The 23,868-nt window shown below is 65.1% G+C and carries 18 protein-coding genes; 10 read left to right on the top strand and 8 right to left on the bottom strand.

Annotation, left to right across the window (positions count from 1 at the left end):
• The first annotated feature begins 15 nt into the window (after positions 1–15).
• The 6 genes from metG (at position 16) to ACI6S0_RS07960 (ending at position 6,705) form a co-directional block, all read left to right on the top strand.
• The gene (gene metG, locus ACI6S0_RS07985) at positions 16–1,584 is read left to right on the top strand and encodes a methionine--tRNA ligase (RefSeq protein WP_434405439.1); all 1,569 of its coding nucleotides are present in this window, start codon (positions 16–18) and stop codon (positions 1,582–1,584) included.
• Between the two features lie 3 nt (positions 1,585–1,587).
• Positions 1,588–2,376 (top strand): TatD family hydrolase, encoded by a 789-nt coding sequence (locus tag ACI6S0_RS07980; protein WP_434405438.1) that lies wholly within the window; start codon positions 1,588–1,590, stop codon positions 2,374–2,376.
• Positions 2,373–3,161: an MBL fold metallo-hydrolase gene (locus ACI6S0_RS07975; protein WP_434405437.1), complete on the top strand. Its 789-nt coding sequence runs from the start codon at positions 2,373–2,375 to the stop codon at positions 3,159–3,161. The genes ACI6S0_RS07980 and ACI6S0_RS07975 overlap by 4 nt, the downstream gene beginning before the upstream one ends.
• Positions 3,161–3,820, top strand: coding sequence for a retropepsin-like aspartic protease family protein (locus ACI6S0_RS07970; protein WP_434405436.1), 660 nt, complete (start codon positions 3,161–3,163; stop codon positions 3,818–3,820). The genes ACI6S0_RS07975 and ACI6S0_RS07970 overlap by 1 nt, the downstream gene beginning before the upstream one ends.
• The gene (locus ACI6S0_RS07965) at positions 3,817–5,121 is read left to right on the top strand and encodes an MFS transporter (RefSeq protein WP_434405435.1); all 1,305 of its coding nucleotides are present in this window, start codon (positions 3,817–3,819) and stop codon (positions 5,119–5,121) included. Before ACI6S0_RS07970 ends, ACI6S0_RS07965 begins: the two co-directional genes overlap by 4 nt.
• A 165-nt stretch (positions 5,122–5,286) precedes the next feature.
• Complete coding sequence (locus tag ACI6S0_RS07960; RefSeq protein WP_333885800.1) at positions 5,287–6,705, top strand: ISNCY family transposase; 1,419 nt, start codon at positions 5,287–5,289, stop codon at positions 6,703–6,705.
• A 333-nt stretch (positions 6,706–7,038) separates the two neighbouring features.
• Here ACI6S0_RS07960 and ACI6S0_RS07955 read toward each other — a convergent pair whose 3' ends face one another.
• Positions 7,039–7,554: a glycine zipper 2TM domain-containing protein gene (locus tag ACI6S0_RS07955; RefSeq protein WP_434405434.1), complete on the bottom strand. Its 516-nt coding sequence runs from the start codon at positions 7,552–7,554 to the stop codon at positions 7,039–7,041.
• 161 nt (positions 7,555–7,715) lie between these two features.
• Entirely contained in the window at positions 7,716–10,448 is a 2,733-nt protein-coding gene (gene secA, locus ACI6S0_RS07950) for a preprotein translocase subunit SecA (protein WP_434405433.1), read from the bottom strand.
• Between the two features lie 254 nt (positions 10,449–10,702).
• Here secA and ACI6S0_RS07945 point away from each other — a divergent pair, with 254 nt between their 5' ends.
• Genes ACI6S0_RS07945 through ACI6S0_RS07930 form a run of 4 tightly spaced genes read left to right on the top strand, consistent with a single transcriptional unit; the run spans position 10,703 to position 14,937 of the window.
• The gene (locus tag ACI6S0_RS07945; protein WP_434405432.1) at positions 10,703–12,220 is read left to right on the top strand and encodes a glycosyltransferase family 39 protein; all 1,518 of its coding nucleotides are present in this window, start codon (positions 10,703–10,705) and stop codon (positions 12,218–12,220) included.
• Between the two features lie 51 nt (positions 12,221–12,271).
• Positions 12,272–13,498 carry a bifunctional glutamate N-acetyltransferase/amino-acid acetyltransferase ArgJ gene (gene argJ, locus ACI6S0_RS07940; protein WP_434405431.1) on the top strand — a complete coding sequence of 409 codons (1,227 nt, stop codon included), beginning with the start codon at positions 12,272–12,274 and terminating at the stop codon, positions 13,496–13,498.
• Between the two features lie 12 nt (positions 13,499–13,510).
• A complete protein-coding gene (locus ACI6S0_RS07935) occupies positions 13,511–14,308 on the top strand; it encodes an inositol monophosphatase family protein (protein ID WP_434405430.1) in 798 nt (265 codons plus the stop codon).
• Positions 14,309–14,325: 17 nt separating this feature from the next.
• Entirely contained in the window at positions 14,326–14,937 is a 612-nt protein-coding gene (locus ACI6S0_RS07930; protein WP_434405429.1) for a glutathione S-transferase family protein, read from the top strand.
• A gap of 52 nt (positions 14,938–14,989) precedes the next feature.
• On the opposite strand, the gene trxA is transcribed toward ACI6S0_RS07930, so the two are convergent.
• The 6 genes from trxA to tsaE are packed head-to-tail and all read right to left on the bottom strand — an operon-like array spanning position 14,990 to position 23,862.
• Positions 14,990–15,337, bottom strand: a complete 348-nt coding sequence (trxA, locus tag ACI6S0_RS07925; RefSeq protein WP_257011054.1) for a thioredoxin TrxA — start codon at positions 15,335–15,337, stop codon at positions 14,990–14,992.
• 32 nt (positions 15,338–15,369) lie between these two features.
• Entirely contained in the window at positions 15,370–18,780 is a 3,411-nt protein-coding gene (addA, locus tag ACI6S0_RS07920; RefSeq protein ID WP_434405428.1) for a double-strand break repair helicase AddA, read from the bottom strand.
• Positions 18,761–21,739 carry a double-strand break repair protein AddB gene (gene addB, locus ACI6S0_RS07915; RefSeq protein WP_434405427.1) on the bottom strand — a complete coding sequence of 993 codons (2,979 nt, stop codon included), beginning with the start codon at positions 21,737–21,739 and terminating at the stop codon, positions 18,761–18,763. Before addB ends, addA begins: the two co-directional genes overlap by 20 nt.
• Complete coding sequence (locus ACI6S0_RS07910; RefSeq protein WP_434405426.1) at positions 21,732–22,439, bottom strand: nucleotidyltransferase family protein; 708 nt, start codon at positions 22,437–22,439, stop codon at positions 21,732–21,734. The genes addB and ACI6S0_RS07910 overlap by 8 nt, the downstream gene beginning before the upstream one ends.
• Positions 22,436–23,422 (bottom strand): aminoglycoside phosphotransferase family protein, encoded by a 987-nt coding sequence (locus ACI6S0_RS07905; RefSeq protein ID WP_434405425.1) that lies wholly within the window; start codon positions 23,420–23,422, stop codon positions 22,436–22,438. The genes ACI6S0_RS07910 and ACI6S0_RS07905 overlap by 4 nt, the downstream gene beginning before the upstream one ends.
• Positions 23,419–23,862: a tRNA (adenosine(37)-N6)-threonylcarbamoyltransferase complex ATPase subunit type 1 TsaE gene (gene tsaE, locus ACI6S0_RS07900; protein ID WP_080993544.1), complete on the bottom strand. Its 444-nt coding sequence runs from the start codon at positions 23,860–23,862 to the stop codon at positions 23,419–23,421. Before tsaE ends, ACI6S0_RS07905 begins: the two co-directional genes overlap by 4 nt.
• Positions 23,863–23,868 lie beyond the last annotated feature (6 nt).

Here is a 23,868-nt window from a genome sequence, read left to right as displayed (position 1 = left end):
CGCTAGGGAGGCTGCATGTCGCAGCCTTACACCATCACCACCGCCATCTCCTATCCCAACGGCCGTCCGCATATCGGCCATGCCTATGAGGTGATCGCCACCGACGCGATCGCCCGGTTCCAGCGGATGATGGGCCGCGATGTCTTCTTCCAGACCGGGACCGACGAACATGGGCTGAAAATGGCCCAGACGGCGCGCAACCGGGGCATCGAGCCGCGCGAACTGGCCGATGAGATGTCGTCCTATTTCAAGCAGATGAACGATAGCCTGAATATCAGCTATGATCGTTTCATCCGCACCAGCGAACCCGATCACCACCGCGCCAGCCAGGCCATCTGGCAGGCGATGGAGGCCAATGGCGACCTGTATCTGGGCCGCTACGAAGGCTGGTATTCGGTCCGCGACGAAGCCTTCTATGACGAGAAGGAAATCACCGACGGCGAGGGCGGCGTAAAGCTGTCGCCGCAGGGAACGCCGGTCGAATGGACCGTCGAGGAAAGCTGGTTTTTCCGCCTGTCCAAATATCAGGACAAGCTGCTGGAGCTCTATAACAGCCAGCCCGATTTCATCCGTCCGGAAAGCCGGCGCAACGAAATCCTGCGCTTCGTCGAAGGCGGGCTGTCCGATCTCAGCATTTCGCGCACCAGCTTCGACTGGGGTGTCCAGGTGCCTGGCGCAGACGGCCATGTCATGTATGTCTGGGTCGATGCGCTGACCAATTATATCACCGGCTGTGGCTATCCTGACGATGCCGAACGGATGGCGCGCTATTGGGCCGAAGGGGGCGATATCACCCATATCATCGGCAAGGATATCGTGCGTTTTCATACGGTGTACTGGCCGGCTTTCCTGATGAGCGCGAATCTGCCGCTGCCCAAGCAGGTGTTCGGCCATGGCTTCCTGCTGAACCGCGGCGAGAAGATGTCGAAGTCGGTCGGCAATGTCGCCGATCCGATGGAATTGGCCGAACGCTTCGGCGTCGATCAGCTGCGCTATTTCCTGCTGTCCGAAGTGACCTTCGGCAATGACGGCAGCTATAGCGCCGAAGCGATCGTCCAGCGCTCGAACAGCGACCTTGGCAATGCGTTCGGCAACCTCGCCCAGCGCACGCTGAGCTTCATCGCGAAAAATCTGGAAGGCCGACTGCCGGCAATCAATGGTCATGACGCGGCCGATACGGAGCTGTTCGCGCTGATCGACAAGGTCGTGCGCGGCGACATGCCGGCGGCCATGGCCGATCTGGCACCGTCGGTGGCGATCGATGCCTGGCTGCGCGCGGCCTTTGCCTGCAACCAATATATCGATGCGCAGGCGCCCTGGTCGCTGCGCAAGACCGATCCCCAGCGGATGGAGACGGTGCTGGCCACCCTCTATATCGCCATTGCCCAGCTGGCGGTCGCGATCCAGCCGGTGATCCCGGCGAGTGCCACCGCGCTGCTCGACCATATGGGCGTGTCGGCGGACAAGCGCAGCTATGGCGCGATCGGCGATCATTGGTATAGCGATCTGGCCGAAAGCGATTTCGTGCTGGCCGCGCCCAAGCCGCTCTTCCCGCGCCTGGAACTGACCGAAGCGGACGCCTGACGCATGCTGATCGACAGTCATTGTCACCTCAATTACAAGGGGTTAATCGAGGATCAGCCTAATGTGCTGGAACGTGCCCGTGCGCGGGGCGTCGACCTGATGCTCAACATCGCCACCCGCGAAAGCGAGTGGGACGATGTGTTGGGCACGGCGGTGCGCGAAGCGGACGTGTGGGCGACCGTCGGCATCCATCCGCATGAGGCGGACGAGCATCCCCATGTCGACACCGCCAAGCTGGTCGAGCGCGCGGCCCATCCGCGCGTCGTTGGCATCGGCGAAACGGGCCTCGATTATTATTACAACCATAGCGATCGCGAGCGGCAGCAGAAGAGCTTCCGCAGTCATATCGCCGCCTGCCGCGAGACCGGCCTGCCGCTGATCGTCCATACCCGCGAAGCGGAAGAGGATACGCTGGCGATCATGCGGGACGAAATGGGGAAGAGGGCCTATAGCGGCGTCATCCACTGCTTCACCGCCAGCGGTGCCTTTGCTGATGCGGCGATGGACCTTGGCTTCTACATCAGCATTTCGGGCATCGTGACCTTCAAGAGCGCGAAGGATCTGCAGGAAACGGCCGCGCGCCTGCCGCTCGACCGGCTGCTGGTGGAAACGGACTCGCCCTTTCTCGCTCCGGCGCCCCATCGCGGCAAGTCGTGCGAGCCGGCCTTCGTCGCCGACACGGCGCGCTTCCTGGCTGATCTGCGCGGCGAGAGCATCGAGGATCTGGCGGCAGCGACATCGGCCAATTTCCTGCGTCTCTTTGCCAAGATCGAGGGCCGGCCGCAGGCATGAGCCTCAAGCTGACCATCCTTGGCAGCGGCACATCCTCCGGCGTTCCCCGGATCGGCAATGATTGGGGCGCCTGCGATCCCACGGAACCCAGGAACCGCCGCACCCGCGTCTCGATCCTGGTGGAAAGCGCGACGACCCGGATATTGGTCGATACCTCGCCCGACATGCGGGCGCAGTTGCTGGCGGCCGACGCGATCGACATCGACGCGATCTTGTGGACCCATGACCATGCCGATCACAGCCATGGGATCGACGATGTTCGCCAGTTGTTCCATCACCGCGGCAGCCCGATCCCCGGCTATGCCCGTGCCCAGACGATGCGTCTGCTTCAGGCCCGCTTCGCCTATGCCTTTGCGGGGAGGGGGGGCTATCCGCCGATCATCGTCCCGCATGACCTGCCCGATGGGCTGCGGATCGGCGATATCGACATTGCCTGCACCGACATGCCCCATGGCGACATTTATTCGACTGGATTTCGTTTCAGTCATGATGATAGTCATGTCGGATATGCCACGGATTTTCATGAAATAACCCCGGATATGCTGGCGCTGTTCGATGATCTCGACATCTGGGTGGTCGATGCGCTGCGCGCGCGGCCGCATCCCACCCATGCCCATCTGGAGATGACGTTGGCGGGGATCGCGGCGACCCGGCCCGGTCGCGCGATCCTCACGCATATGGACCAGAGCATGGATTATGCCACCCTGTGCGCCACGCTCCCCAAAGGCGTCGAGCCGGGCTATGACGGGTTGGTCATCGACCTCAACGACGGAGCACCCCACTGATGGACGGCACGGATCAGGCGATGTCCAGCATCTGGTATCTGCTCGCCCTGGTCCTGGTCGCCTCCGCGCTCATCGGCCGCCGCATCGCTCTGGGCAGCTTCGTGCGGATGGCCCTGCTCTGGGTGCTGATCTTCGGTGCCCTGCTCGGCCTCTTCACCTTTGCCCAGAAGGCGGGATTGATGCCGGCACGGTTCGCGGCGGAGGAGGGGGCTTTGCTCCAGCCACAGAACAGTGCCGAGCCTATATCACAGCCCGCGCCGCCGCCGGCCCCACCGCCGATCCAGTCCGATGGTCAGGTGGTGCGCATTCCGGTGGCGCCGGACGGTCATTATTGGGTGGAGGGCATGGTCAACGGCATGTCCGCGCGTTTCCTGATCGACAGTGGCGCGACCATCACCGCCCTTTCGGAAAATACCGCCCGCGCCACCGGCCTCAATATCGACATGAATGCGCCCCCGATCCCGCTCAACACGGCCAATGGCAAGATCGACGCGCGCCGCGCCAGCATCTCGACGCTGACGGTCGGGCCGCTGCGCGCCAATGATGTCGAGGTCGTCGTTTCCCCGGCGCTGGGCGACGTCAATGTCATCGGCATGAACATGCTGTCCCGTCTCAAGAGCTGGAGCGTTGAAAATGGTGAAATGGTGCTGACGCCATGACGTCACATGAGGGTCAGGGTGCAGCACCCGATAAACGCGCCCGGCTCAAGGCGATCATCGGCGGTTCCACCGGCAATCTGGTCGAATGGTATGACTGGTATGCCTATGCCGCCTTCACCCTCTATTTCGCCCCGCATTTCTTCCCGAGCGAGGATCGCACCGCCCAGTTGCTGAGCGCGGCCGGCATCTTTGCCGTCGGCTTCCTGATGCGACCGATCGGCGCCTGGCTGATGGGCGTCTATGCCGACCGTCATGGACGCAAGAGTGGCCTGACCCTGTCGGTCTCGCTGATGTGTGCCGGATCGCTGCTGATCGCGGTGACGCCGGGCTATGAGGTGATCGGCGTCGGCGCGCCGCTGCTGCTCGTGCTGGCCCGGCTGATGCAGGGGCTGTCGATCGGCGGCGAATATGGCGCCAGCGCGACCTATCTCACCGAAATGGCCGGCAAGGACCGGCGCGGTTTCTATTCCAGCTTCCAATATGTGACGCTGATCGCCGGGCAGCTGGTGGCGATCTGCGTGCTGCTACTGCTCCAGTCTATCCTGACGGAGGCGCAGCTTGACGCCTGGGGCTGGCGCATTCCCTTCGCCATTGGCGGCGCGCTGGCGGTCATCGTCTTCTGGCTGCGGCGCGGTCTTGCCGAAACCCAGAGCTATGAAGTGGCCAAGGCCGAAGGCGCCCCCAAGTCCGGCTTCATCGAACTCATCACCAACCATCCGCGCGAAACGCTGACGGTGATGCTGCTGACCGCCGGCGGCACGATCGCCTTCTATGCCTATTCCATCTACATGCAGAAATTCCTGGTCAATACGGCGGGCTTCGGTCGTGAAACAGCATCGGAAATCAATGGGATAACATTGTTTGTTTTCATGTTGTTGCAACCGGTAGCCGGCGCCTTGTCCGACCGCATCGGACGCAAGCCGCTGATGATCGGCTTCGGCGTCATGGGCATGCTCTGTACCTATCCGATCTTCGCCACGCTGGCGGTGACGCGCGATCCGCTGGTCGCCGGGCTGCTGGTGATGGCGGGCCTGGTGATCGTCACCGGCTATACTTCGATCAACGCGGTGGTGAAGGCCGAGCTGTTTCCGGCGCATATTCGTGCGCTCGGCGTCGCGCTGCCTTATGCGCTCGCCAATACCTTGTTCGGCGGCACGGCCGAGTTCGTCGCACTCTGGTTCAAGCAGTCCGGGATGGAATCCGCTTTCTATATCTATGTCAGCGTCATGATCGCGATCTCGCTGACCGTCTATGTCCGCATGCGCGACACCAAAGCCCATAGCCGCATCCTAGAGAATTGAGATGGATGAGGAGGAATATCTCCCATCCGTCCAACCCGTGATTTAACATAATATATATTATCAAACTTTTATCGTGTAGCAGCAACGTTCAAATGTCACAGTCGCGCAAGTTTGAGATGTCTCACCTGCGCTATCGTGCCCTCCAGCTGTTTGGAGGTGTTATGCATGGCGGTGTTGCGGATGAGTACCGAAGAGCTTTCGCGGGTTGAGACGCTGGTTCAGGTGGCTTCCGGCCGATTGACGGTTACGGAAGCTGCACGGATCATGGGCATTACACGACGACACGCGCACCGTCTGCTGACCCGGTTCATGGACGACGGTTCCTCCGGGCTTATTTCGCGCCGCCGTGGTCGCCCCAGTAACCGGCGCATGGACGACGCGATCCGCACCCGGATCGTCGCGCTTGTCCGGGAGCATTATTACGACTTCGGCCCGACGCTGGCCGCTGAGTATCTGGCCGAGCGGCACGATATCCGCGTTTCGCGCGAGACGCTGCGCAAGCTGATGATCGAGGCTGGCATCTGGCGTGATCGCGTGGCCCGGCGCCCACGCCCATATCAGCCGCGCTACCGACGGGACTGCCGAGGCGAGCTGATCCAGATCGACGGATCGAAGCACTGGTGGTTCGAGGATCGCGGGCCGCAATGCACCCTGCTCGTTTATATCGACGACGCGACGAGCGAACTGATGCACCTCAAGATGGTCGAGAGCGAGAGCACCTTCGCCTATATGGAGGCGACGCGTGAGTATATCGAGCGGCACGGCAAGCCGGTGGCCTTCTATTCCGATCAGCACAGCGTTTTCCGCAACTCCCGCGCCAGCGCCGCGCGAGGCGATGGCATGACGCATTTCGGTCGGGCTCTCGATGCGCTCAACATCGAGATCATCTGCGCCAACTCACCGCAAGCCAAGGGCCGGGTCGAACGTGCCAACGGCACCTTGCAGGACCGGCTGGTCAAAGCGATGCGGCTTGATGGCATCTCATCCATCGCCGAGGCCAACGCCTTTCTCGCCAGCTACATGGCCAGGCACAATGCACGGTTCGCCCGCCCTGCCTTCGATACCCGCGATCTGCACCGCCCCCTCGCCCCGCATGACGATCTGCGCTCGATTATGGTCTGGCGCGAGCAGCGGACCGTGACAGCGGCGCTGACGCTCCACTACAACAAGGCGATGTTCATCCTGGAGCCGACCGCGATTAGCAAGGCACTGGCGCGCAAGCGGGTGACGGTGTGCGAATATCCCGATGGCCGGCTTGAGATCCAGCATGAGGGCCATGTCCTGCCCTACCGTCAGTTCGACAAGATGCGGCAGGTCAACCAGCCCGCCATTGTCGAGAACAAGCATCTCGATGCCGCGTTGATGCTGGCAAAACAGATGCAGGCCATCATGCCGCATCACCGCAAGCGCAACAACGACGCCCCTGCCCGCCGCGACCAGCCCCTGCATCTCTTCCCCGAGCCAGAACCGCCGCCAAAGATTGACCGCCGCAAACTGGGTGGTTCAAAGCTCAAGCGCGGTCTCAGGCTCAGTGACGAGGCGTTGCGCGAACGCGGCACGCTCAGCTTCGTGCAAAGGGCATGACCGGGCCCACTGCAGAGCAGCGGGTCCCCAAGGTCAGCGCATCAGCAGGGTCTGCGCTGCGCTGTATGGATGGCTCCACGCAGCCCCTGCTGTCCACGAGCGTGTGACATTTCTAAATGGCAGAGATTGTGACTTCTCTAAATGGCAGGAACAAATCTGCGAAGTGAGGGCTCATTAATCGAAGCGTCTCCAAGCCGCTTGAGCCCCATCAGCGGAGCGCCGCGCCGCGCCGACATCACAGGCGTTCAATAAATGGCCTCCCGTCACCTGCCCCGCCCGCGAAAAAGTGCCGCCGATCACGCGATCGGCGGCACTTCAAATTCAGGTGATCGATCATTCGCAATAGACGTTGCCGCGATCAATCTCACGGCCCAGCGCGCCGCCGACGCCTGCGCCCAGGATCGTGCTCAGCACGCCGGAATCGCCGTCACCCAGCGCATTGCCCAGGAGGCCGCCGACGGCCGCACCGACAATCAGGCCGGTCGATCCATCGTTCCGGCGGCAATAATAGCGCCCATTACCACCGCGATAGATGCGCGTGTTCCGGTCGATGCGATAGCGGTCGCGCGACGAACCCGGGCGATAATGCTGATCCGGATAATATTTGCCGCCGTGAGAGGCCGAATGGGACGGCCTCCCCGGTGCCGGCGGGCGTCCATTATTATGGGATGGCTTGCCGTGGGATGCGCCAGGGCCCGGCCCGCTATTATGGCCCGGCGGTCGGTTGCCCGGACCGTTGCCATTATTGTGCGAAGGCTTGTTCTGCCCATGGCCGGGCGGATGTTGAGCCGTTGCCGCAATCGGGGCCGCGATCACAGCCAAGGCCAATACCATCGCAAATTTTCTCATGCCTTTCTCCTTCCGCCGGAACATCCGGTCCGCATCGCGCAGGCGCAATGCGCAACGGCCTGTCAGCGCAAGAGTTCCGCATTTTCGTTGCAGGACCAAAACAAAAAAAAGGGCGCTGCCATCGGCAACGCCCTTCCCTGTTTCTCGCCTGTGGTCGCGCCTCAGCTCAGCGCACCATGGCAATGCTTGTATTTCTGACCCGAACCGCAGGGGCAAAGCGCGTTGCGGCTGATGTCGAGATTGGCGAACTCGCCCGGCGCGACATTGTCCACCGGCGCGCGCGGAATGGTGGTGGTGATGCCCGCCAGCTGGCTGCCATCGATATCCGCGCTGTTATCCTCGCCCGAGAAGGGGTCGATATGGGTGGTGATGAAGTCCGGCAGCACCGGCAGGTCGAACTGCGGCTGCGGCGCCTCCATACGGAACTGCACCCGCGCGATCGAGCTGGTCACGTCCTCGCGGATATTCTCGAGCATGCGCTCGAACAGGGCGAAGGCTTCCTGCTTATATTCGTTGATCGGCGTCTTCTGCGCATAGGCGCGCAGATGCACCACCTGGCGCAGCGCGTCGAGCGTCGAGAGATGCTCCTTCCAGTGATGGTCGAGGCTCTGGAGCATGATGCTCTTCTCGATCATGTGCCAGTCGGCCGCTTCGACTTCCTGCGTCTTCTCGGCAATGGCCGCGTCGGCCAGACCGGCAAGCCGCTCCTCGATCATTTCCGGATCGACGGCATCCTCGGCCAGCCAGGCGTCGAAATCAGGCTCCAGGCCCAGCACTTCGGCGGTGCGCAGCTTAAGCCGCTCCATATCCCACTGTTCGGGATAGGTGCCCGGCGGGCAGGACGCGCCGACCAGGTCGTTGACCGTTTCATGGCGCATGTCGGTGACGACATCGTCCACCGTCTCGGCGTCCATGATGTCGCTGCGCTGCTCGTAGATCACCTTGCGCTGGTCGTTCATGACATCGTCATATTCGACGACCTGCTTGCGGATGTCGTAGTTGCGGGCCTCGACCTTGCGCTGGGCCGTCTCGATCGCCTTGCTCAGCCACTTGGACGGGGGCAGCGCCTCGCCATCCTCCAGGTTGGAACGGATCATCTTGGCGAACATCGTGTCCGGGCCGAAGATGCGCATCAGGTCATCGTCGAGGCTGAGGTAGAAGCGCGACAGGCCGGGGTCGCCCTGACGGCCCGAACGGCCACGCAGCTGATTGTCGATGCGGCGGCTTTCGTGCCGCTCGGTCGCCAGCACGAACAGGCCGCCGGCGGCCAGCACTTCCTGCTTCTCTGCCTCGATCTCGACCTCAATGCGGGCGATCGCCGCGTCACGCTCCGGGCCTTCCGGCATATCACGCAGTTCGTCCTCGACGCGCATCTCCAGATTGCCGCCCAGCTTGATGTCGGTGCCGCGGCCAGCCATGTTGGTGGCGATCGTCACTGCGCCCTTGCGGCCTGCCTGGGCCACGATATGGGCTTCGCTCTCGTGGAAGCGGGCGTTCAGGACCGCATGCTTGACGCCTTCCTGATTGAGGAATTCCGACAGCATTTCCGACTTTTCGATCGACACGGTGCCGACCAGCACCGGCTGACCCTTTTCAGCATGTTCCTTGATGGTGCGCGCGATGCCCCGGAACTTGTCTTCCAGATTCTTGTAGAACGTGTCTTCCTCGTCGACGCGCTGCACCGGCCGGTTGGTCGGGATGGTGACGACGTTCATCTTGTAGATTTCGTAGAATTCGGTCGCCTCGGTCGATGCGGTGCCGGTCATGCCCGAAATCTTGGGGTACATGCGGAAATAATTCTGGAAGGTGATCGACGCCAGCGTCTGGTTTTCCGGCTCGATCTGGACGCCTTCCTTGGCTTCCACCGCCTGGTGCAGACCGTCCGACCAGCGGCGGCCATCCATCATGCGGCCGGTGAATTCGTCAATGATGACGACCTTGCCGTCCTTGACGATATAATCGATGTCGCGGCGGAACATCACCACCGCGCGCAGCGCCTGGTTGACGTGATGGACGACCTGCGTGTTCTCGAAATCGTAGAGATTATTGCCCTGGAGCAGGCCGGCGGCCTCCAGCAGGCGCTCGATCTTCTCGGTGCCGTCTTCGGTCAGCGTAATCGTGCGCTGCTTCTCGTCCTTCTCATAATCCTCCTCGACCAGCTGCTTCACGATCGCGTCGACCGCGACATACAGCTCCGACTTGTCGTCGGTCGGACCGGAAATGATCAGCGGCGTGCGCGCTTCGTCGATCAGGATCGAATCGACTTCGTCGACGATCGCATGGTTGAACGGGCGCTGGACCATCGCACCGCGATCGAACTTCATGTTATCGCGCAGATAATCGAAGCCGAGTTCATTGTTGGTCGCATAGGTGATGTCGGCATTATAGGCCTCGCGGCGCTGGTCTTCCGACAGGTTGGGCACGATCACACCGGTGGTGAGGCCCAGGAAGCGATAGACCTGACCCATCCATTCGCAGTCACGGCTGGCCAGATAGTCGTTCACGGTGACGACATGGACGCCCTTGCCCTCAAGCGCGTTCAGATAGGTGGCGAGCGTCGCCACCAGCGTCTTGCCCTCGCCGGTGCGCATTTCGGCGATCTCGCCGCGATGCAGGACGATGCCACCGATCATCTGGACGTCGAAGTGACGCATGCCGAGCACGCGGACCGAGGCTTCACGAACGGTCGCAAAGGCTTCGGGCAGCAGGCCGTCCAAGGTTTCGCCATTGGCCAAGCGCTCGCGGAAACGTGCCGTCTGGCCGACCAGTTCTTCATCGCTCATCGCCTGGATAGTCGGTTCGAAGGCGGCAATCTGGTCGATGATCTTGCCCAGCGACTTTACATAACGTTCGTTGGACGATCCGAAGATGGACTTGGCGAGTGCGCCGAACATGCAAATTCCTGACAATGAGGGGGCCATGGGTCCAACGGACACATGGGCAGATATGCGCCGCGATTTAGGCACGGCACAGCCGATAGTCAATCAATGCGACGGACTGTCGCACGGCTGTAATGGCTTTGCCCGATGCGGTTTTGCCGTAGCCGCGCCGTCCTGCCGTCGTGCAGGCGCGACGCGCCGCCGAAAATATTTTGCGTTTGGGCGCACGCCGCCGCAAGAGCGCCACGACAACAAGGGTCGCAAACAGGGTGTATCGTTCCATTTCCATGGCGCCGTCGCGCCGATTGCGCCTGCCTCTGGCGGCGCTGCTGGTCAGCGCATTGACCGGCTGGTTCCTGATCGCCGCGATTGCCGCGCCCTTCGATCATGACGAAAGCCAATATGTCGCCGGTGCCTATTTCAGCGGCCATGCGGTCATGTTTCGCGACTTTCTCTATCTTCAGCCGCCGCTGCACGCCTGGGTGCTGGCACCGCTGAGCCTATTGGCATCGGGCCATATGGTACTGGCGATGCGCCTTGCCACCGCCGTCATGGCACTCTCGACACTTGCGCTCATCTGGGCGGCCCAGCGTGCGGCAGGCATATCCCGCTCCAGCGCTACCCTGGCCATGTTACTGATGGCGGCGACAGCCGCGTTCCAGTTCAGCGGCTCCGTTGTCCGGAACGATATGCTGGCGACCCTGCTGGCCTCCGCCGCCATGCTGCTGACCTTGCTTGGCCTGCGCCATCGCTCGGACAGCCAATGGCTTGGGGCCGGCCTGCTGTTTGGCCTGGCGATCGCGACAAAGCTCAATTTCGCTCCGCTCGGCGCGACCGTCGGCCTTTTCGTTATCGCCAGCGGCGGCCGGCACGCTATTCGCGCCGCCCTGTTCCTGGCACTCGGTGCGCTGCTGGGCATGGCGCCCATGGCCATTGCCTGGATATCGGGGCCGGACAGCTTTCTGTACGGCATCCTGACCTATGGCATGACCGCGCCCCACGCCTGGTATGCCGCCAACGGCGCCGCGCAGGAGCTGGCGACGGCGGAAAAGCTGCGCGACCTTCTCAAATATCTCTGGAAGGGGCCGGCGCTTGTCGCCTTGCTGCTGCTCATCGCCAACTGGATCGCGACCCGTGGCCGCACGCGCTCATCCGGGCGTCGGCTGGCGATCTGGATGAGTGCCGGCGCGCTGATCGGGGCCGCGCTGCCGACCCCTACGCAATTGCAATATCTGATGCCGCTGTTGCCGCCGCTCGCCCTTGCCCTCGGCTATCTGCTCGACGATGCCCGTCACTGGCGGCCGCTGCGGCGCAAGGCGATGCTGGCGCTGCTCTGCCTGGCAGCGATCCCCGGTCTCATTCCCTCGATCCGGGATCTGGTAACGGCCGCCCGTGCCGGATCGCCGCTATTGGCTGCACAGGCCAATGCCCATTGGCTGGGCACGACGGTGCGCGCCGCGGGCGGCGCCGATATCCTCACCCTCTCGCCGCATCTCGCGATCGACAGCGGCCTGACGCTCGATCCGCGCCTTGCAACCGGCCCGTTCGTCTATCGCACCGGCTGGACGCTCCGCCCCGAGCAGGCGCGCCGGCTCCATGCACTGACGCCCGCTACCCTGCCGGACCTGGATCGCGCCATGCCGGCGGCGATCCTTATCGGCTATGAAAATGGCACACGGAAATTGCCGCTGCGCCCCGACGACGGTCTGGACAATTACGCCCGCCGCCATGGCTATCGCATGGTCCCGATGCCCGACGGCGTCGGGTGCCTCTATCTGCGGGACTAGCGCCCGATCGAGCCATTGACGCAAAGGGGGATTTCGCTCATGCCGCGCCCCATGACCGACCGTTCCCCCCTCGCCCCCGCCGCCTTTCCCGCCCTGCCCGCCATTGCCGGCGTGACGTTGCGTGTCGCCAAGGCGCGATACAAGAATTGGGACCGGTGCGACCTTACCTATGTCGAGCTGGACGCAGGCACGGCGGTCGCCGGCGTGACGACGCAGAGCAAATGCCCCTCGCCCGAGGTCGAATGGTGCCGGGACGCCATCCCGATGGGCCAGGCCCGCGCCGTCGTCGTCAATGCCGGCAACGCCAACGCCTTCACTGGCCATCGCGGCCGCGCCGCCGTGGAGGCGATCGCGGCCAAGGTCGCCAATCACCTGTCCTGCCAGCCCTCCAATATCTTCGTTTCCTCGACCGGCGTGATCGGCGTGCCGCTGCCGATCGACAAGGCCGAGGCCGGCCTGGACGCCGCCTTCACCGCCGCGCCCTGCGGCTGGGAGGATGCGGCCAACACCATCGGCACCACCGACACCTATGCCAAGGGCGCCCATGTCTCCGCAATGATCGGCGACACTCGCGTCGACCTGGTCGGCATCATCAAGGGATCGGGCATGATCGCGCCCGACATGGCGACGATGCTCGGCTATATCTTCACCGATGCAGCGATCGATCCGGCGCTGCTGCAGCAGATGCTGTCGGCTGCCAACAAGCGGACCTTCTCCTGTATCACCGTCGACAGCGACACCTCGACCAGCGACACGGTGCTGGCCTTCGCCACCGGCAAGGCCGGCAATGCCCCGCTCGCGTCGATGGAAGATGCCGGCGTCGACGCTTTCGCCGCCGCGCTCTCCGACCTTTGCCGCCAACTCGCCCATCTGGTCGTACGCGACGGCGAAGGCGCCAGCAAGTTCATCGAGATCACGGTCGAGGGCGCCGAGAGCGACGCCAGCGCCCATCGCATTGCCCTTTCGATCGCCAATTCGCCGCTGGTGAAGACCGCGATCGCCGGCGAGGACGCCAATTGGGGTCGCGTCGTCATGGCCGTCGGCAAGGCGGGCGAACCGGCCGAGCGCGACAAGCTCGCCATCCGCTTCGGCGCGACCCAGGTGGCAGCCGGCGGCCTGGCGCTTGACGGCTATGACGAGGCGCCGGTGACCGCCCATCTCAAGGGGCAGGATATCGTCATCGGCGTCGATATCGGCCTGGGCGAGGGCCGCGCCACGGTGTGGACCTGCGACCTGACCCACGGCTATATCTCGATCAACGCGGATTATCGCAGCTAAGGGGACCGGCGCATGATGGTGGAACTGCATGATCCCGTCGTCGCGCTGATGCGACAGGTGGGGCGCGACATCGTCATGCCCCGCTACCAGAATCTGGCGGCGGAAGAGATTAGCGAGAAGGCGGCGAACGACTTCGTCACCATCGCCGACAAGGAAAGCGAAATCCGGCTGGCCGAGGGGCTGACGTCGATCCTGCCCGAAGCCGGGGTCATCGGCGAAGAGGCCTGCGCAGCCAACCCGTCGATCCTCGACCGCGCCGGCGACGGCCTCAACTGGATCATCGATCCGATCGATGGCACGGGCAATTTCGCGTCGGGCAAGCCGCCCTTCGGCATCATGATCGCGCTGGCCGACAATGGCGCCACTTTGGCCGGCTGGATCCTCGATCCGCTGACCGGGCGACTGTGCCATGCGACCCTGGGCGGCGGCAGCCATGTCGATGGCGAACGGATCATGGCGAAGGAAAGTAGCGGCGACCTGCCGATCGCGGCCATCTCCACCATCTTCATGGAGGCGGAGGAACGGGCCGAAATGGAGCGCAAGTCGCAGGCCATTTTCACCATGGTGGACATTCCCCGCTGCGCGGCGGAGCAATATCCCCGGCTGGTGCTGGGCCAGAATGACGTGTCGATCTTCGCGCGCGTGCTGCCCTGGGACCATGCGGCCGGCACCCTGTTCGTCAATGAGGCAGGTGGCTGCTGCCAGCGGCTCGACGGCAGCGCCTATCGGGTCGGTGAACAGCGCCGGGGCCTGATGGGTGCGTCCTCGCCGCGCCTGTGGGATCTGGCGGCCAAGACCTATTACGCCTGACCGAAGGAAGACCGAACATGCTGACGATCTGGGGCCGCCTCAATTCGCATAATGTGAAGAAGGTCGCCTGGTTCGCGCAGGAAATCGGCCTGCCCTTCGTGCGCCATGATGTCGGCATGGAACATGGCATGTCCGACGCCTATCTGGCGATGAACCCCAACCGGCTGATCCCGACGATCGAGGATGGCGATGTCGTGCTGTGGGAGTCCAACGCGATCCTGCGCTATCTCGCCCATCGCTACGCCCCGGAGGAGATCTATCCCACCAACCCCGCACTGCGGGCGCAGGGCGACAAATGGATGGACTGGCAATTCAGCTTTGCCGACGCCCAGCGCGACGCCTTCATCCAACTGGTGCGACGCCAAGATGGACAGCGAAATTTACAGGTCATCGAGCAATCGGCGCAGGCATCCGGCGCGGCGATGACGATCCTCGACCGGGCGCTGGCGGATCAAGAATGGCTTTCGGGTGTCAATTTCGGTGTCGCGGATGTGCCGATGGGCGTCTACGCCCACACCTATTTCACGCTCGACATGCCGCGGCCCGCCCTGCCGCATCTGCGCGCCTGGTATGACCGGCTGCGCGAAAAGCCGGCCTATGCCGAACTGGTGATGATCCCGCTCAGCTAACAAAAAAGGGACGGCAACCGGGCTGCCGTCCCTTTTTAGATTTACCAGCGACTTAGAGGACGCTTTCGATCCAGCCCTTGAGCGCGCTCTTGGGTGCGGCGCCGACCTTGGTCGCGGCGACTTCGCCATTCTTGAACAGGATCATCGTCGGGATGCCGCGCACGCCATACTGGCCCGGCGCATCGGGATTTTCGTCGATGTTGATCTTGGCGATCGTGACCTTGTCGGCCAGTTCCTCGCTAATCTCTTCCAGAGCCGGGCCGATCATCTTGCACGGGCCGCACCATTCCGCCCAGAAGTCGACAAGCACGGGCTTGTCGGCGTCGATCACGTCCTGCTTGAAGCTGACATCGGTAACTGCCTTGGTGGCCATAACTGCAAACTCCTTAAGTTGGTCGATATCTAGGATGGCTGCGCCCGCTGCTCAACGGGTCACAGCAGCAAATATTGCTGCGTGGGCGAAAAGCCCGGCTTGTAGGGCGCCAGTTGCGCCGCCGGCAGCGCGATGAGCCGCGCCGCGCTGGTATAGAGCAGGGCCGCTTCCACCACGCGGCCGGGGAAGATCACTTCCAGCGCGGCGACATAGGCCGCCATCTGCCGGACATGGGCGACCGGCACCTCCTCCGCATCGCGCGGCGTCATCCGCCCGGTCTTGAAATCGACCAGCTGGACCCGGTCGGCCTCGACCCGCAGCCGGTCGACGGTGCCGGCAATCACCGCTTCGCCCACGACCGCGGCGATCGGCGCTTCGGCCAGCGCACCCGGCGCGAACAGGGCGGCGAAATGCGGATCCTCGATCACGCGCAGTGCATGATCGATCACATCCCGGCGCAGAGTGGCATCCCCTGCCCCCTGCTGTTCCAGCCAGCGCTCCGCCCCCTCGCGCCGCCGCTCGGCCGGCAGGTCGGGCAGACGCTGGAACAGGGCATGGAGCCAGCGACCGCGCTCGGCGGCCTGCCGCATCGCGGCGGTCGGCGGCGGGTTGGGGACATCATCCTCGACCGGCGCGGACGGCGCCAGCGGCCGGGGCGGACGCTGTTCCGCCGGCGCCTGCGCGCGCAGCCAGTCCGGCTCGACCACCACGGGCTTGTCTTCGGCGCTTTCGGGCTGCGCGGCCTTGGGCGTCAACACCTCGGTCCCGCGCCAGCGGCGGCGCGCACCCCAGAGCGGATCGGCTTCCCAGTCGCAGCCCATGTCGACCATCGCCGCATCGACCGCGCCATACCAGCTTTGCGGCTTCACCTCACCCTTCGCCCTTGGCCCGAGCGATCCGGCAACGATCAGTTTCTCCTCGGCACGGGTCAGCGCGACATAGAGAAGGCGCCAATGCTCCTCCCGCTCGATTGCCGCGGCATCGGCCGCGACCTCGCCGATCGGCCCCAGTCGCTCGCCCTTGCGCGGGGCCAGGATCGGCAGGCCGTTCCATTCAAGCGAATCCATGCGGTTGCCGGCGTCGGGATCAAGACAGGCATCGGCGAGTATGACGATCGGCGCCTGCAGCCCCTTGGCGCCATGCACGGTCAGCAACCGCAGCGCATCGCCCTGTGCCGCCGCGTCGCGGACGATTTCGACTTCGCCGCGATCGAACCAGTCGATGAAACGCTGCAGCGAAGGATGGTCGTCCGCCTCGAAACCTAGCGCGGCGTTCAGCAATTCCTCGATCGGGTCTGCCGCTTCCGCGCCCAGCCGCTCGATCAGCCGGCGGCGCCCGTCCATCGGGCCGGACAGGATCGCCTCCAGATAGCGATAGGGGGTGGTGAAGTCCGCCTGCCCCAGCAATTGGCGCAGCGGCAGCAATTGCGCGTCGTCCAGCCGCTGGAGCAGATGGCGCCACAGGCCACCCTTGCGCCCGATCGCCCGCTCCATCAGTTCGTCCTGGGTCCAGCCGATCAGCGGCGACACCAGCAGGGCGGCCAGGTTCAGGTCATCGTCGGGCTGCGTGGCAAAGCGCAGCGCGGCCAGCAGGTCGCGCACCGCCAGTGGCGCATTGAGGCGCAGGCGGTCTATCCCCGCAACCGCGACCTTTTCCTCATAGAGACGGGCGACGATCAGCCGCGCAAGTTCGCTGCGGCGGCGGACCAGGATCATGATGTCGCCAGGGCGGACCGGGCGCCCACGCGCCTCCAGCATCATCTTGTCGTCGATCCATTGCCGGATCTGGCGCGCGATCTTGCCGGCCAGTTCCCGTTCCTGATCGGCGACCCAATCCTCCTCGCCCTCGACCTCGTCGGCCAGGCCCGCGATCGTCGGCTTCCACAGCAGCACCTCGCCCGGATGCCGATTGGCGCTGATATGCCGCACCTCGCCATCGGACAGGCCCAGCGACTGCGCCCGCAAGGTGGCGATCGTCCGGTCGACCAGGTCGAGCACCGGCGGGGTCGAGCGAAAACTGCGATCGAGCGACAGGTCGTGGAAGGCATGACCGGCCATATCGGCATGGCGGGCGAACACCATCTGCGCGGCGGCGAACGCCTGCGGGCTGGTGCCCTGGAAACCGAAGATCGCCTGCTTGAAATCGCCCACGGTGAAGATGGTGCGAACCTTGTCGGCCTTGGCACCGTCACCGGCGAAGAACTCGGCGGCCAGCGCACCGACGATCGCCCATTGGTGGACGTTGGTGTCCTGCGCTTCGTCGACCAGGATATGGTCGATCCGCTGGTCCAGCTTGTAGCGTATCCATTCGGCGATCCCCTCCTTCTGGAGCAGGGACGCCGTGCGCGCGATCAGGTCGTCGAAATCGACCGCACCGGCGAGCCGCTTGGCCTCGTCATAGGCGCGGGCATAGGCGCGCCCGGCATGGAGCGCGCGGGCCAGCAACGCAGCATAATCGGCCTGCAGCTTGACGCCGATCAGTTCGGCGCAACGGGCATGGAGGCGCGCGGTCGCCTCGCCATAGCCGTCGATCGGCGGCACCCAGCCCTTGGCGGAGATGAGGTCGCCATCCGCCTTCGCCCAGGCGCTGTGCAGGTCGGTCAGGGTTGCGGCACGCGCGGCGGGATCGCGGCCGCGCCAGGCGGCGATCCGGTCGCAGCGCTCCAGTGCCCGCCCCGTGCCCCAGTCGGCATTGGCCTGCGCCACCCAGGCAAGGTTGCGCATGTCGAACATGTCGTCGCTGCACTGATCCGCCAGCCAGGCGTCGATATCGCCTTCGGGCAGGCCCAGTTCGCGCGCCAGCCAGGGACCGATATCGCCGGGTAGCTCTGTCAGTGCGGAGAGGCGCGCGGCACAGCGCAGCAGGAAAGTCTCGGCCGCCCCCTCTCCCAGTCGCAGGCTCAAAGCCTGCAACGCGTCGATCAGGTCGCCATCGCCCAGTTCCTCGGCGCGGATGACCATGTCGGCCAGCGTCTGGCGGGCCAGCACACCCTGTTCGCGTGCGTCGAGCGGGCGGAAGCCGGGGGCCAGGTCCGCCTCCAGCGGGAAGGAGGCAAGCAATTGCTGGCAGAAGCCATGAATAGTCTGGATGCGCAGGCCGCCACCGGTCGATTCCAGCACTTCGGCGAACAGGCGGCGGGCGCGGTCGCGCGCTTCCGGCCCGCTCTCTTCGCCGAGTGCCTCCAGATCGTTGAACAGGTCGCGTTCCTCGGCCTGCACCCAGGTGGCGAGCCGGTCATGGATGCGGTCGGCCATTTCCGCCGCACCGGCCTTGGTGAAGGTCAGGCACAGGATATTTTCCGGCCGCACGCCCTGGAGCAGCAGGCGGAAGACACGCGCGGTCAGCACATGGGTCTTGCCGGTGCCGGCCGATGCCGACAGCCAGACATGGGCGTCGGGCGCAGCGGCCAGCGCCTGCGCGCCGGCCAGCGGTTGCAAAGGGCTGGAGCCTTTAGCCATCGTCGCGCCCATACCATTCCTCCAGCCGCATCAGCTGGTCATAATCACCATAATTGGCCACTTCCGGATTGACCTGCGCGGCGAAGGGCGCAGCGCCGGTCAGCCAGGTTTCGGCCGCGTCGCGGAACTGGTCGTAAACGAAGGCGGTGAAATCGGCGGTGACGACCTTGTCGCGCTTGCCCATCGGATCGACCGGACTCTCGCGATAGCCAAAGGCGTCGCCCTTCTTGGCCAGCGACCAATATTCGAAACTGCCCGCCACCCGCGCGCCGGCCACGCCGGGAAAGGCGCCATCGGCGGATTCCGCGATCAGGCCGAGCAGGCCCAATTGCAGCGCATAGCCGCCGCGCACCTGCCGCGCGCTGGGCGGCTTGCCAGTCTTGTAGTCGACGATGCCGATGCTGCCGTCGGGCATCCGGTCGATGCGGTCGGCCTTGCCGGTCAGCAGCACGCCGGCAATCTCTGCCTTCCCTTCGGTCTCCACCGCCAGGATATGGCGGCCAGCAGCCTGATCCTTCGCCACTTCGGCCGCGATCCAGCGGATCGCCTCGATCAGGCGCGGCTGCCACAGGGCACGCAGCAGCGGATGGACATCGGGCCGGGCGAACATGGCGCGTGCCCGCGCCTCCAGATCGGCCGGATCACGGCTGCCGCCCTGCGCCCAATGCTCCAATATCTCATGCACGACCGTGCCACGCCAGGCCGGGCCGGCATCGGCATCGACCGGATCGAGCCGATTGAGCTTCAGGATACGCCGGGCATAGAAAGCGAAGGGATCGGCCTTCAGCCGGTCGACATCGGTGACCGGAATGCGGGTCGGCCGGGCGGCGAGCGGCGGCACCGGCGCGGGGCGCGCGGACGGCCGGTGGCTGGGCGGCAGGTCCAGCGCATCGGCCAGCAGGTGATAACGATCGGCGGTTTTCCATTGCGGCCCGGCCATCGCCTTCAGCCGCAGCCAGAAGCGCGAGGCGATCGCCGGGCCACCGCTGCCGCGCCGGGCGCGGGTGATGAGGACATGCGGGGCGCCCAGCGCGCTCGCAAAATCATGCGCGGCAAGCCCGATCCGGGTTTCGAGGCCCGGCAGACCCAGTTCGCGGCGAATGCGCGGCGCCAGCCAGGGGTCGGGCGATGGCAGGCCCGGCCAGCTACCTTCGTTGAGGCCGCCCAGGATCATCAGGTCCGCCTGCACCAGCTGCGCCTCGACCAGTCCCAATATGGCGATGCGCGGATGGCCGCCCTGTGGCGGGCGCACCGACACGACGCCCAGCATATGGTCGAGCAGTGCCGGCAACGACCGGATATCGGCCTGGCGCGGACCTTCGATGGCGGCCGCCTCCATCTCGGCGAACAGGTCGGCGGCGGCATGGCCCTGATGCCCGGCCCAGAGCGCGTCATTGGTCAGCGCCCCGGCCTGTTCGCGCACCGCCGCCAATTGCCCGGCCAGATCGGGCGCGAGCGCGAAGGCGGCCTCCAGCGGTTCGAGCAGATCGCGCGCCCATGGCCACCAGGCGCGGGCCTGCGCACGCAGATCCTTCTGCCGGTCATCACCCTCGCGCGCTTCCAGCAGCAGGTCGATGCCGCGCAGCCCCGCCTGCGGCCGCGGTCCGCGCAGCAGCAGGTCGAGTTCGCGCACGCCCTCCAGCCAGGGCAGACGCATTTCGCCGCGCATTACCAGCGGATGCTTGAGCAGGGTCAGCAGCGCGACCGGCGCAAAACGCTCGGCCGCCGCCTTCGCCATCGCGATCAGCAGGGTGCCGGGCGGCAGGCGGGACAAGGGCTGACCGGCGGAATCGTCGGCCTCTATGCCCCAGCGGCGCAGATGCGCGGAAACCCGCACCGCCAGTTGCCGATCGGGCGTCACTAGCGCGGCGGTGCGTTCGGGTGTTTCCAGCGCCTCGCGCAGCGCGATGGCAATGGCCTGCGCTTCCTCGCCCGGCGTGGCCACCTCCAGCGCCTCCACTCCGGCCAGCGAGCGATCGGCGGTCTTGAGGTCGCGCCAGCGACTGGTCAGGCGCGGCGGCAGCATCGCGTTGGAAATATTGCGGCCGCGCACGGCGCGGGCATCATGCTCGCTGCCCCAGCGCCACTGGGCGACATCCTCGCGGCTGGCGCTCATGCGGTCGAGCAGGCGCTTGAGCGCATATTGCGGATGGGTCTCATGGCCCGCGGCGCTGCGGCCAGTAACGGGATCGGGCGGGAATGGACCCATCGCCGTCCAGGCATCTTCATCCAAATTCTGGTCGAGGCCGGCGAACACCACCTGTCCATTGGGCAGTTCGGCGATCCGCCGCAGCAACCCCGCGATCGCCGGTGCGGTTGCGCTGATGCCGGCCGCGACGATGAAGCCGGGTGGTGGAGCCTCAGCCCAGCGTGCGGCAACCCGATCGAACAGCCGATTGCGCCGATCCGCGAGGTCGATGAAGCCCAGCCGCACCAGCTCGGCCGGCCAGCGGGCAATCAGGATGGAGAAGAGGTCGAGCGATTTTTCCCAATGGCTCGACAGCCCCTCGATCAGGTCGAGCTTCGACAGCGCATCGAGCGGCGCCCGCTCAACCTGCATCTGGTCGAGCACGGCGCCGAGCGCCTGCCCCAGTTGCAGCGCCTGACCGGCATCGGCTGCGCCGCCCGCATCCTGTACCATGCGCGCCAGGATCATCTGCCGCCGCATCGGCGGGATGGCGGCGGGAACGGCATCGCCCTCCCAGAGCGGATCGAGCGCGCCGCCGACTTCCTCGCCCAGTTCCGGGTCGCCCAGCGCGACCAGACGGGGCAGCAGCAGGCCGCCTTCGGCCCGGCGGACAAAGGCGTCGCTGACGGCGCGGACCGCGCGATTGCTGGGCAGCAAGATCATGCCCTGCGCCAGGCGGACGGGATCGTTCCCCTGCTGCGCCAATATGCCGGCGACCAGCGCGTCGGCGAAGGCGCGGTGCGCCGGGATGGTGTACAGCGCCGGCTTGGCCCGGTCACCCATGGGCGATCATCGACTCCACGACGGGAATGGCCTGCGGCGTGCCCACGTCGAACCACAGCCCCTGATGCACCGCGCCATAGAGGCGCCCGGCCGCGATCGCGCGGTTCCAGAAGATATTGGTCGAAAAGACATCCGCCGGCGGATCGATCAGCAGGCGGGGCGAGAGGATCTGGACGCCGGTGAAGACGAACGGCGCCACATGAGCGATCTTGCGCCGGGTCAGACGGCCATTGGCATCCATATGAAAATCGCCCGGTCCGCTATGGCAATTGGCCCGCGCCAGCGGCACCAGCAGCAGCAGCGCGTCCATCCGTTCGGGATCCCATAGCCGCTGCATCATGCCCAGCGTCTCGGCCGGACCGTCGATCCACAGATTGTCGCTATTGGCGCAGATGAAAGGCTTGTCGCCGAGCAGTGGCCTGGCGTGGATCAACCCGCCGCCGGTTTCCAAGAGCTTGGCCCGCTCGTCGGAAATACGGAAGTCCATGTCCTTGCGCGTCCTGAGATGCGCTTCGACCGTGTCAGCAAGATAATGGACATTGACCACCACCGTCTTGATGCCGCCGGCTGCGAGCCGATCGAGCGCATGGTCCATCAGCGCCTTGCCGGCGACCTTTACCAGCGGCTTGGGCCGCGTTGCGGTCAATGGCCGCATCCGCTTGCCGAGGCCTGCTGCCATGAGCATGGCGGTATCGATCATGCCTGGGCAAACTCCGCGAGCGCATGATGGCGCTTGTCGGCGGGGATATTGGCGTCAAACCAGACCTTCACCGGCGCCAGCGCCGGATGGGCGAGATCGCGTTCCAGCAGCCCCCACATGCGCGGCAGGTAGGACAGATAGCGCGGCTTGTGGTCGCGCTTCCAAAGGCGGGTGAAGATGCCGATGATCTTGGCGTTGCGCTGGGCGCCCAGCACCGCATAGGCGGCGTCGAAATCGGCCGGCGGATTGGCCACCGCGTGATAATGGGCGAGCATCGCGGCCTCCAGTTCCGGCGACACGTCACGCCGGGCATCCTGCAGCAGCGAGACGAGGTCATAGGCCGGGTGGCCGGCCAGCGCGTCCTGGAAATCGAGCAGGCCCAGGCCGCCCACTTCGGGCCGGTCAATCAGCATGATATTTTCGGCATGATAGTCGCGCAGCACGGTGACCACCGGGCTGGCCGACTGTTCGGCGATGGGCAGTACCGCGTCCCAGGCTGCATGATAGGCGTCGGCATCGACGTCCAGCCCAAGCGCCGGGCAATACCATTCGGTCAGCAGCCCGACCTCGCGCTGATAGACCGCGCGGTCGTAGGGCGGGACATCGGCGGCGGGCAGCTTGTGCAGGTCGGCCAGCAGATCGATCGCGCGGCGATAGACCGCCAGTTCACCCGCCGGATCATCCTCGACGTGCTCCTTCAGGCGCTCGTCACCAAAATCTTCGATCAGGACGAGGCCCTGCGTCAGATCCTGCGCCAGGATTGCCGGCGCGGCAAAGCCCTGACCCAGCAGATGCTGAGCAATCACGATGAACGGACGCGGATCTTCATGCGGCGGCGGCGCGTCCATCAGCACGGCACGGCGGCCGCCGTCGACCACGCGGAAATAGCGGCGGAAGGAGGCATCGCCGGCAAGCGGCACGATGGCGGCGCCATCCCAACCCGCCTGCGTGAGGAAAGCGGGGGCGGTTGCGGGGGGGATCATATCTGTGACCATCGGTCCGTCCAAGCGTCGGGCACGCGCGCTGTCAAGCGCCGTGCGCCATCCGGCTCGATCATGATGGTCAGAAACAGGGCGTGCGACCAGAGCCCATCGCCCAGCCTGTCGGGCCATTCGATGATCAGCAGGCTGTCCTGCAGATATTCGTCCAGCGCCAGCTCGGCCGCTTCCTCCGCATCATCAAGCCGGTAGAGATCGACATGGGCGACCGGCAGGCGGACATCGGGAATGTCATAGGGCTGGACGATCGCGAAGCTGGGGCTGGGCGCCTCCCCCTCCAGGCCAAGCCCCTCCAACAGGCCGCGCGCCAACGTCGTCTTGCCGGCGCCGAGGCCGCCTTCCAGCGCGATGACGTCACCGATGCGGACATGGCCCGCCAGTCGTCGGCCCAGATCGAGCTGAGCCCCCTCGCCCTCCAGGATCATATCCAG

This window comes from Sphingobium sp. DN12 (assembly GCF_051058005.1).
Taxonomy (GTDB): Bacteria; Pseudomonadota; Alphaproteobacteria; order Sphingomonadales; family Sphingomonadaceae; genus Sphingobium; species Sphingobium yanoikuyae.
This window is presented reverse-complemented; position numbering and strand designations above follow the sequence as displayed.

Excerpts from the sequence above, each read along its gene's own strand:
- metG (WP_434405439.1), top strand. The coding sequence starts at position 16 with ATGTCGCAGCCTTACACCATCACCACCGCCATCTCCTATCCCAACGGC.
- ACI6S0_RS07980 (WP_434405438.1), top strand. The coding sequence starts at position 1,588 with ATGCTGATCGACAGTCATTGTCACCTCAATTACAAGGGGTTAATCGAG.
- ACI6S0_RS07975 (WP_434405437.1), top strand. The coding sequence starts at position 2,373 with ATGAGCCTCAAGCTGACCATCCTTGGCAGCGGCACATCCTCCGGCGTT.
- ACI6S0_RS07970 (WP_434405436.1), top strand. The coding sequence starts at position 3,161 with ATGGACGGCACGGATCAGGCGATGTCCAGCATCTGGTATCTGCTCGCC.
- ACI6S0_RS07965 (WP_434405435.1), top strand. The coding sequence starts at position 3,817 with ATGACGTCACATGAGGGTCAGGGTGCAGCACCCGATAAACGCGCCCGG.
- ACI6S0_RS07960 (WP_333885800.1), top strand. The coding sequence starts at position 5,287 with ATGGCGGTGTTGCGGATGAGTACCGAAGAGCTTTCGCGGGTTGAGACG.
- ACI6S0_RS07955 (WP_434405434.1), bottom strand. The coding sequence starts at position 7,554 with ATGAGAAAATTTGCGATGGTATTGGCCTTGGCTGTGATCGCGGCCCCG.
- secA (WP_434405433.1), bottom strand. The coding sequence starts at position 10,448 with ATGTTCGGCGCACTCGCCAAGTCCATCTTCGGATCGTCCAACGAACGT.
- argJ (WP_434405431.1), top strand. The coding sequence starts at position 12,272 with ATGACCGACCGTTCCCCCCTCGCCCCCGCCGCCTTTCCCGCCCTGCCC.
- ACI6S0_RS07935 (WP_434405430.1), top strand. The coding sequence starts at position 13,511 with ATGATGGTGGAACTGCATGATCCCGTCGTCGCGCTGATGCGACAGGTG.
- ACI6S0_RS07930 (WP_434405429.1), top strand. The coding sequence starts at position 14,326 with ATGCTGACGATCTGGGGCCGCCTCAATTCGCATAATGTGAAGAAGGTC.
- addA (WP_434405428.1), bottom strand. The coding sequence starts at position 18,780 with ATGGGCGCGACGATGGCTAAAGGCTCCAGCCCTTTGCAACCGCTGGCC.
- addB (WP_434405427.1), bottom strand. The coding sequence starts at position 21,739 with ATGGGTGACCGGGCCAAGCCGGCGCTGTACACCATCCCGGCGCACCGC.
- ACI6S0_RS07910 (WP_434405426.1), bottom strand. The coding sequence starts at position 22,439 with ATGATCGATACCGCCATGCTCATGGCAGCAGGCCTCGGCAAGCGGATG.
- ACI6S0_RS07905 (WP_434405425.1), bottom strand. The coding sequence starts at position 23,422 with ATGATCCCCCCCGCAACCGCCCCCGCTTTCCTCACGCAGGCGGGTTGG.
- tsaE (WP_080993544.1), bottom strand. The coding sequence starts at position 23,862 with ATGATCCTGGAGGGCGAGGGGGCTCAGCTCGATCTGGGCCGACGACTG.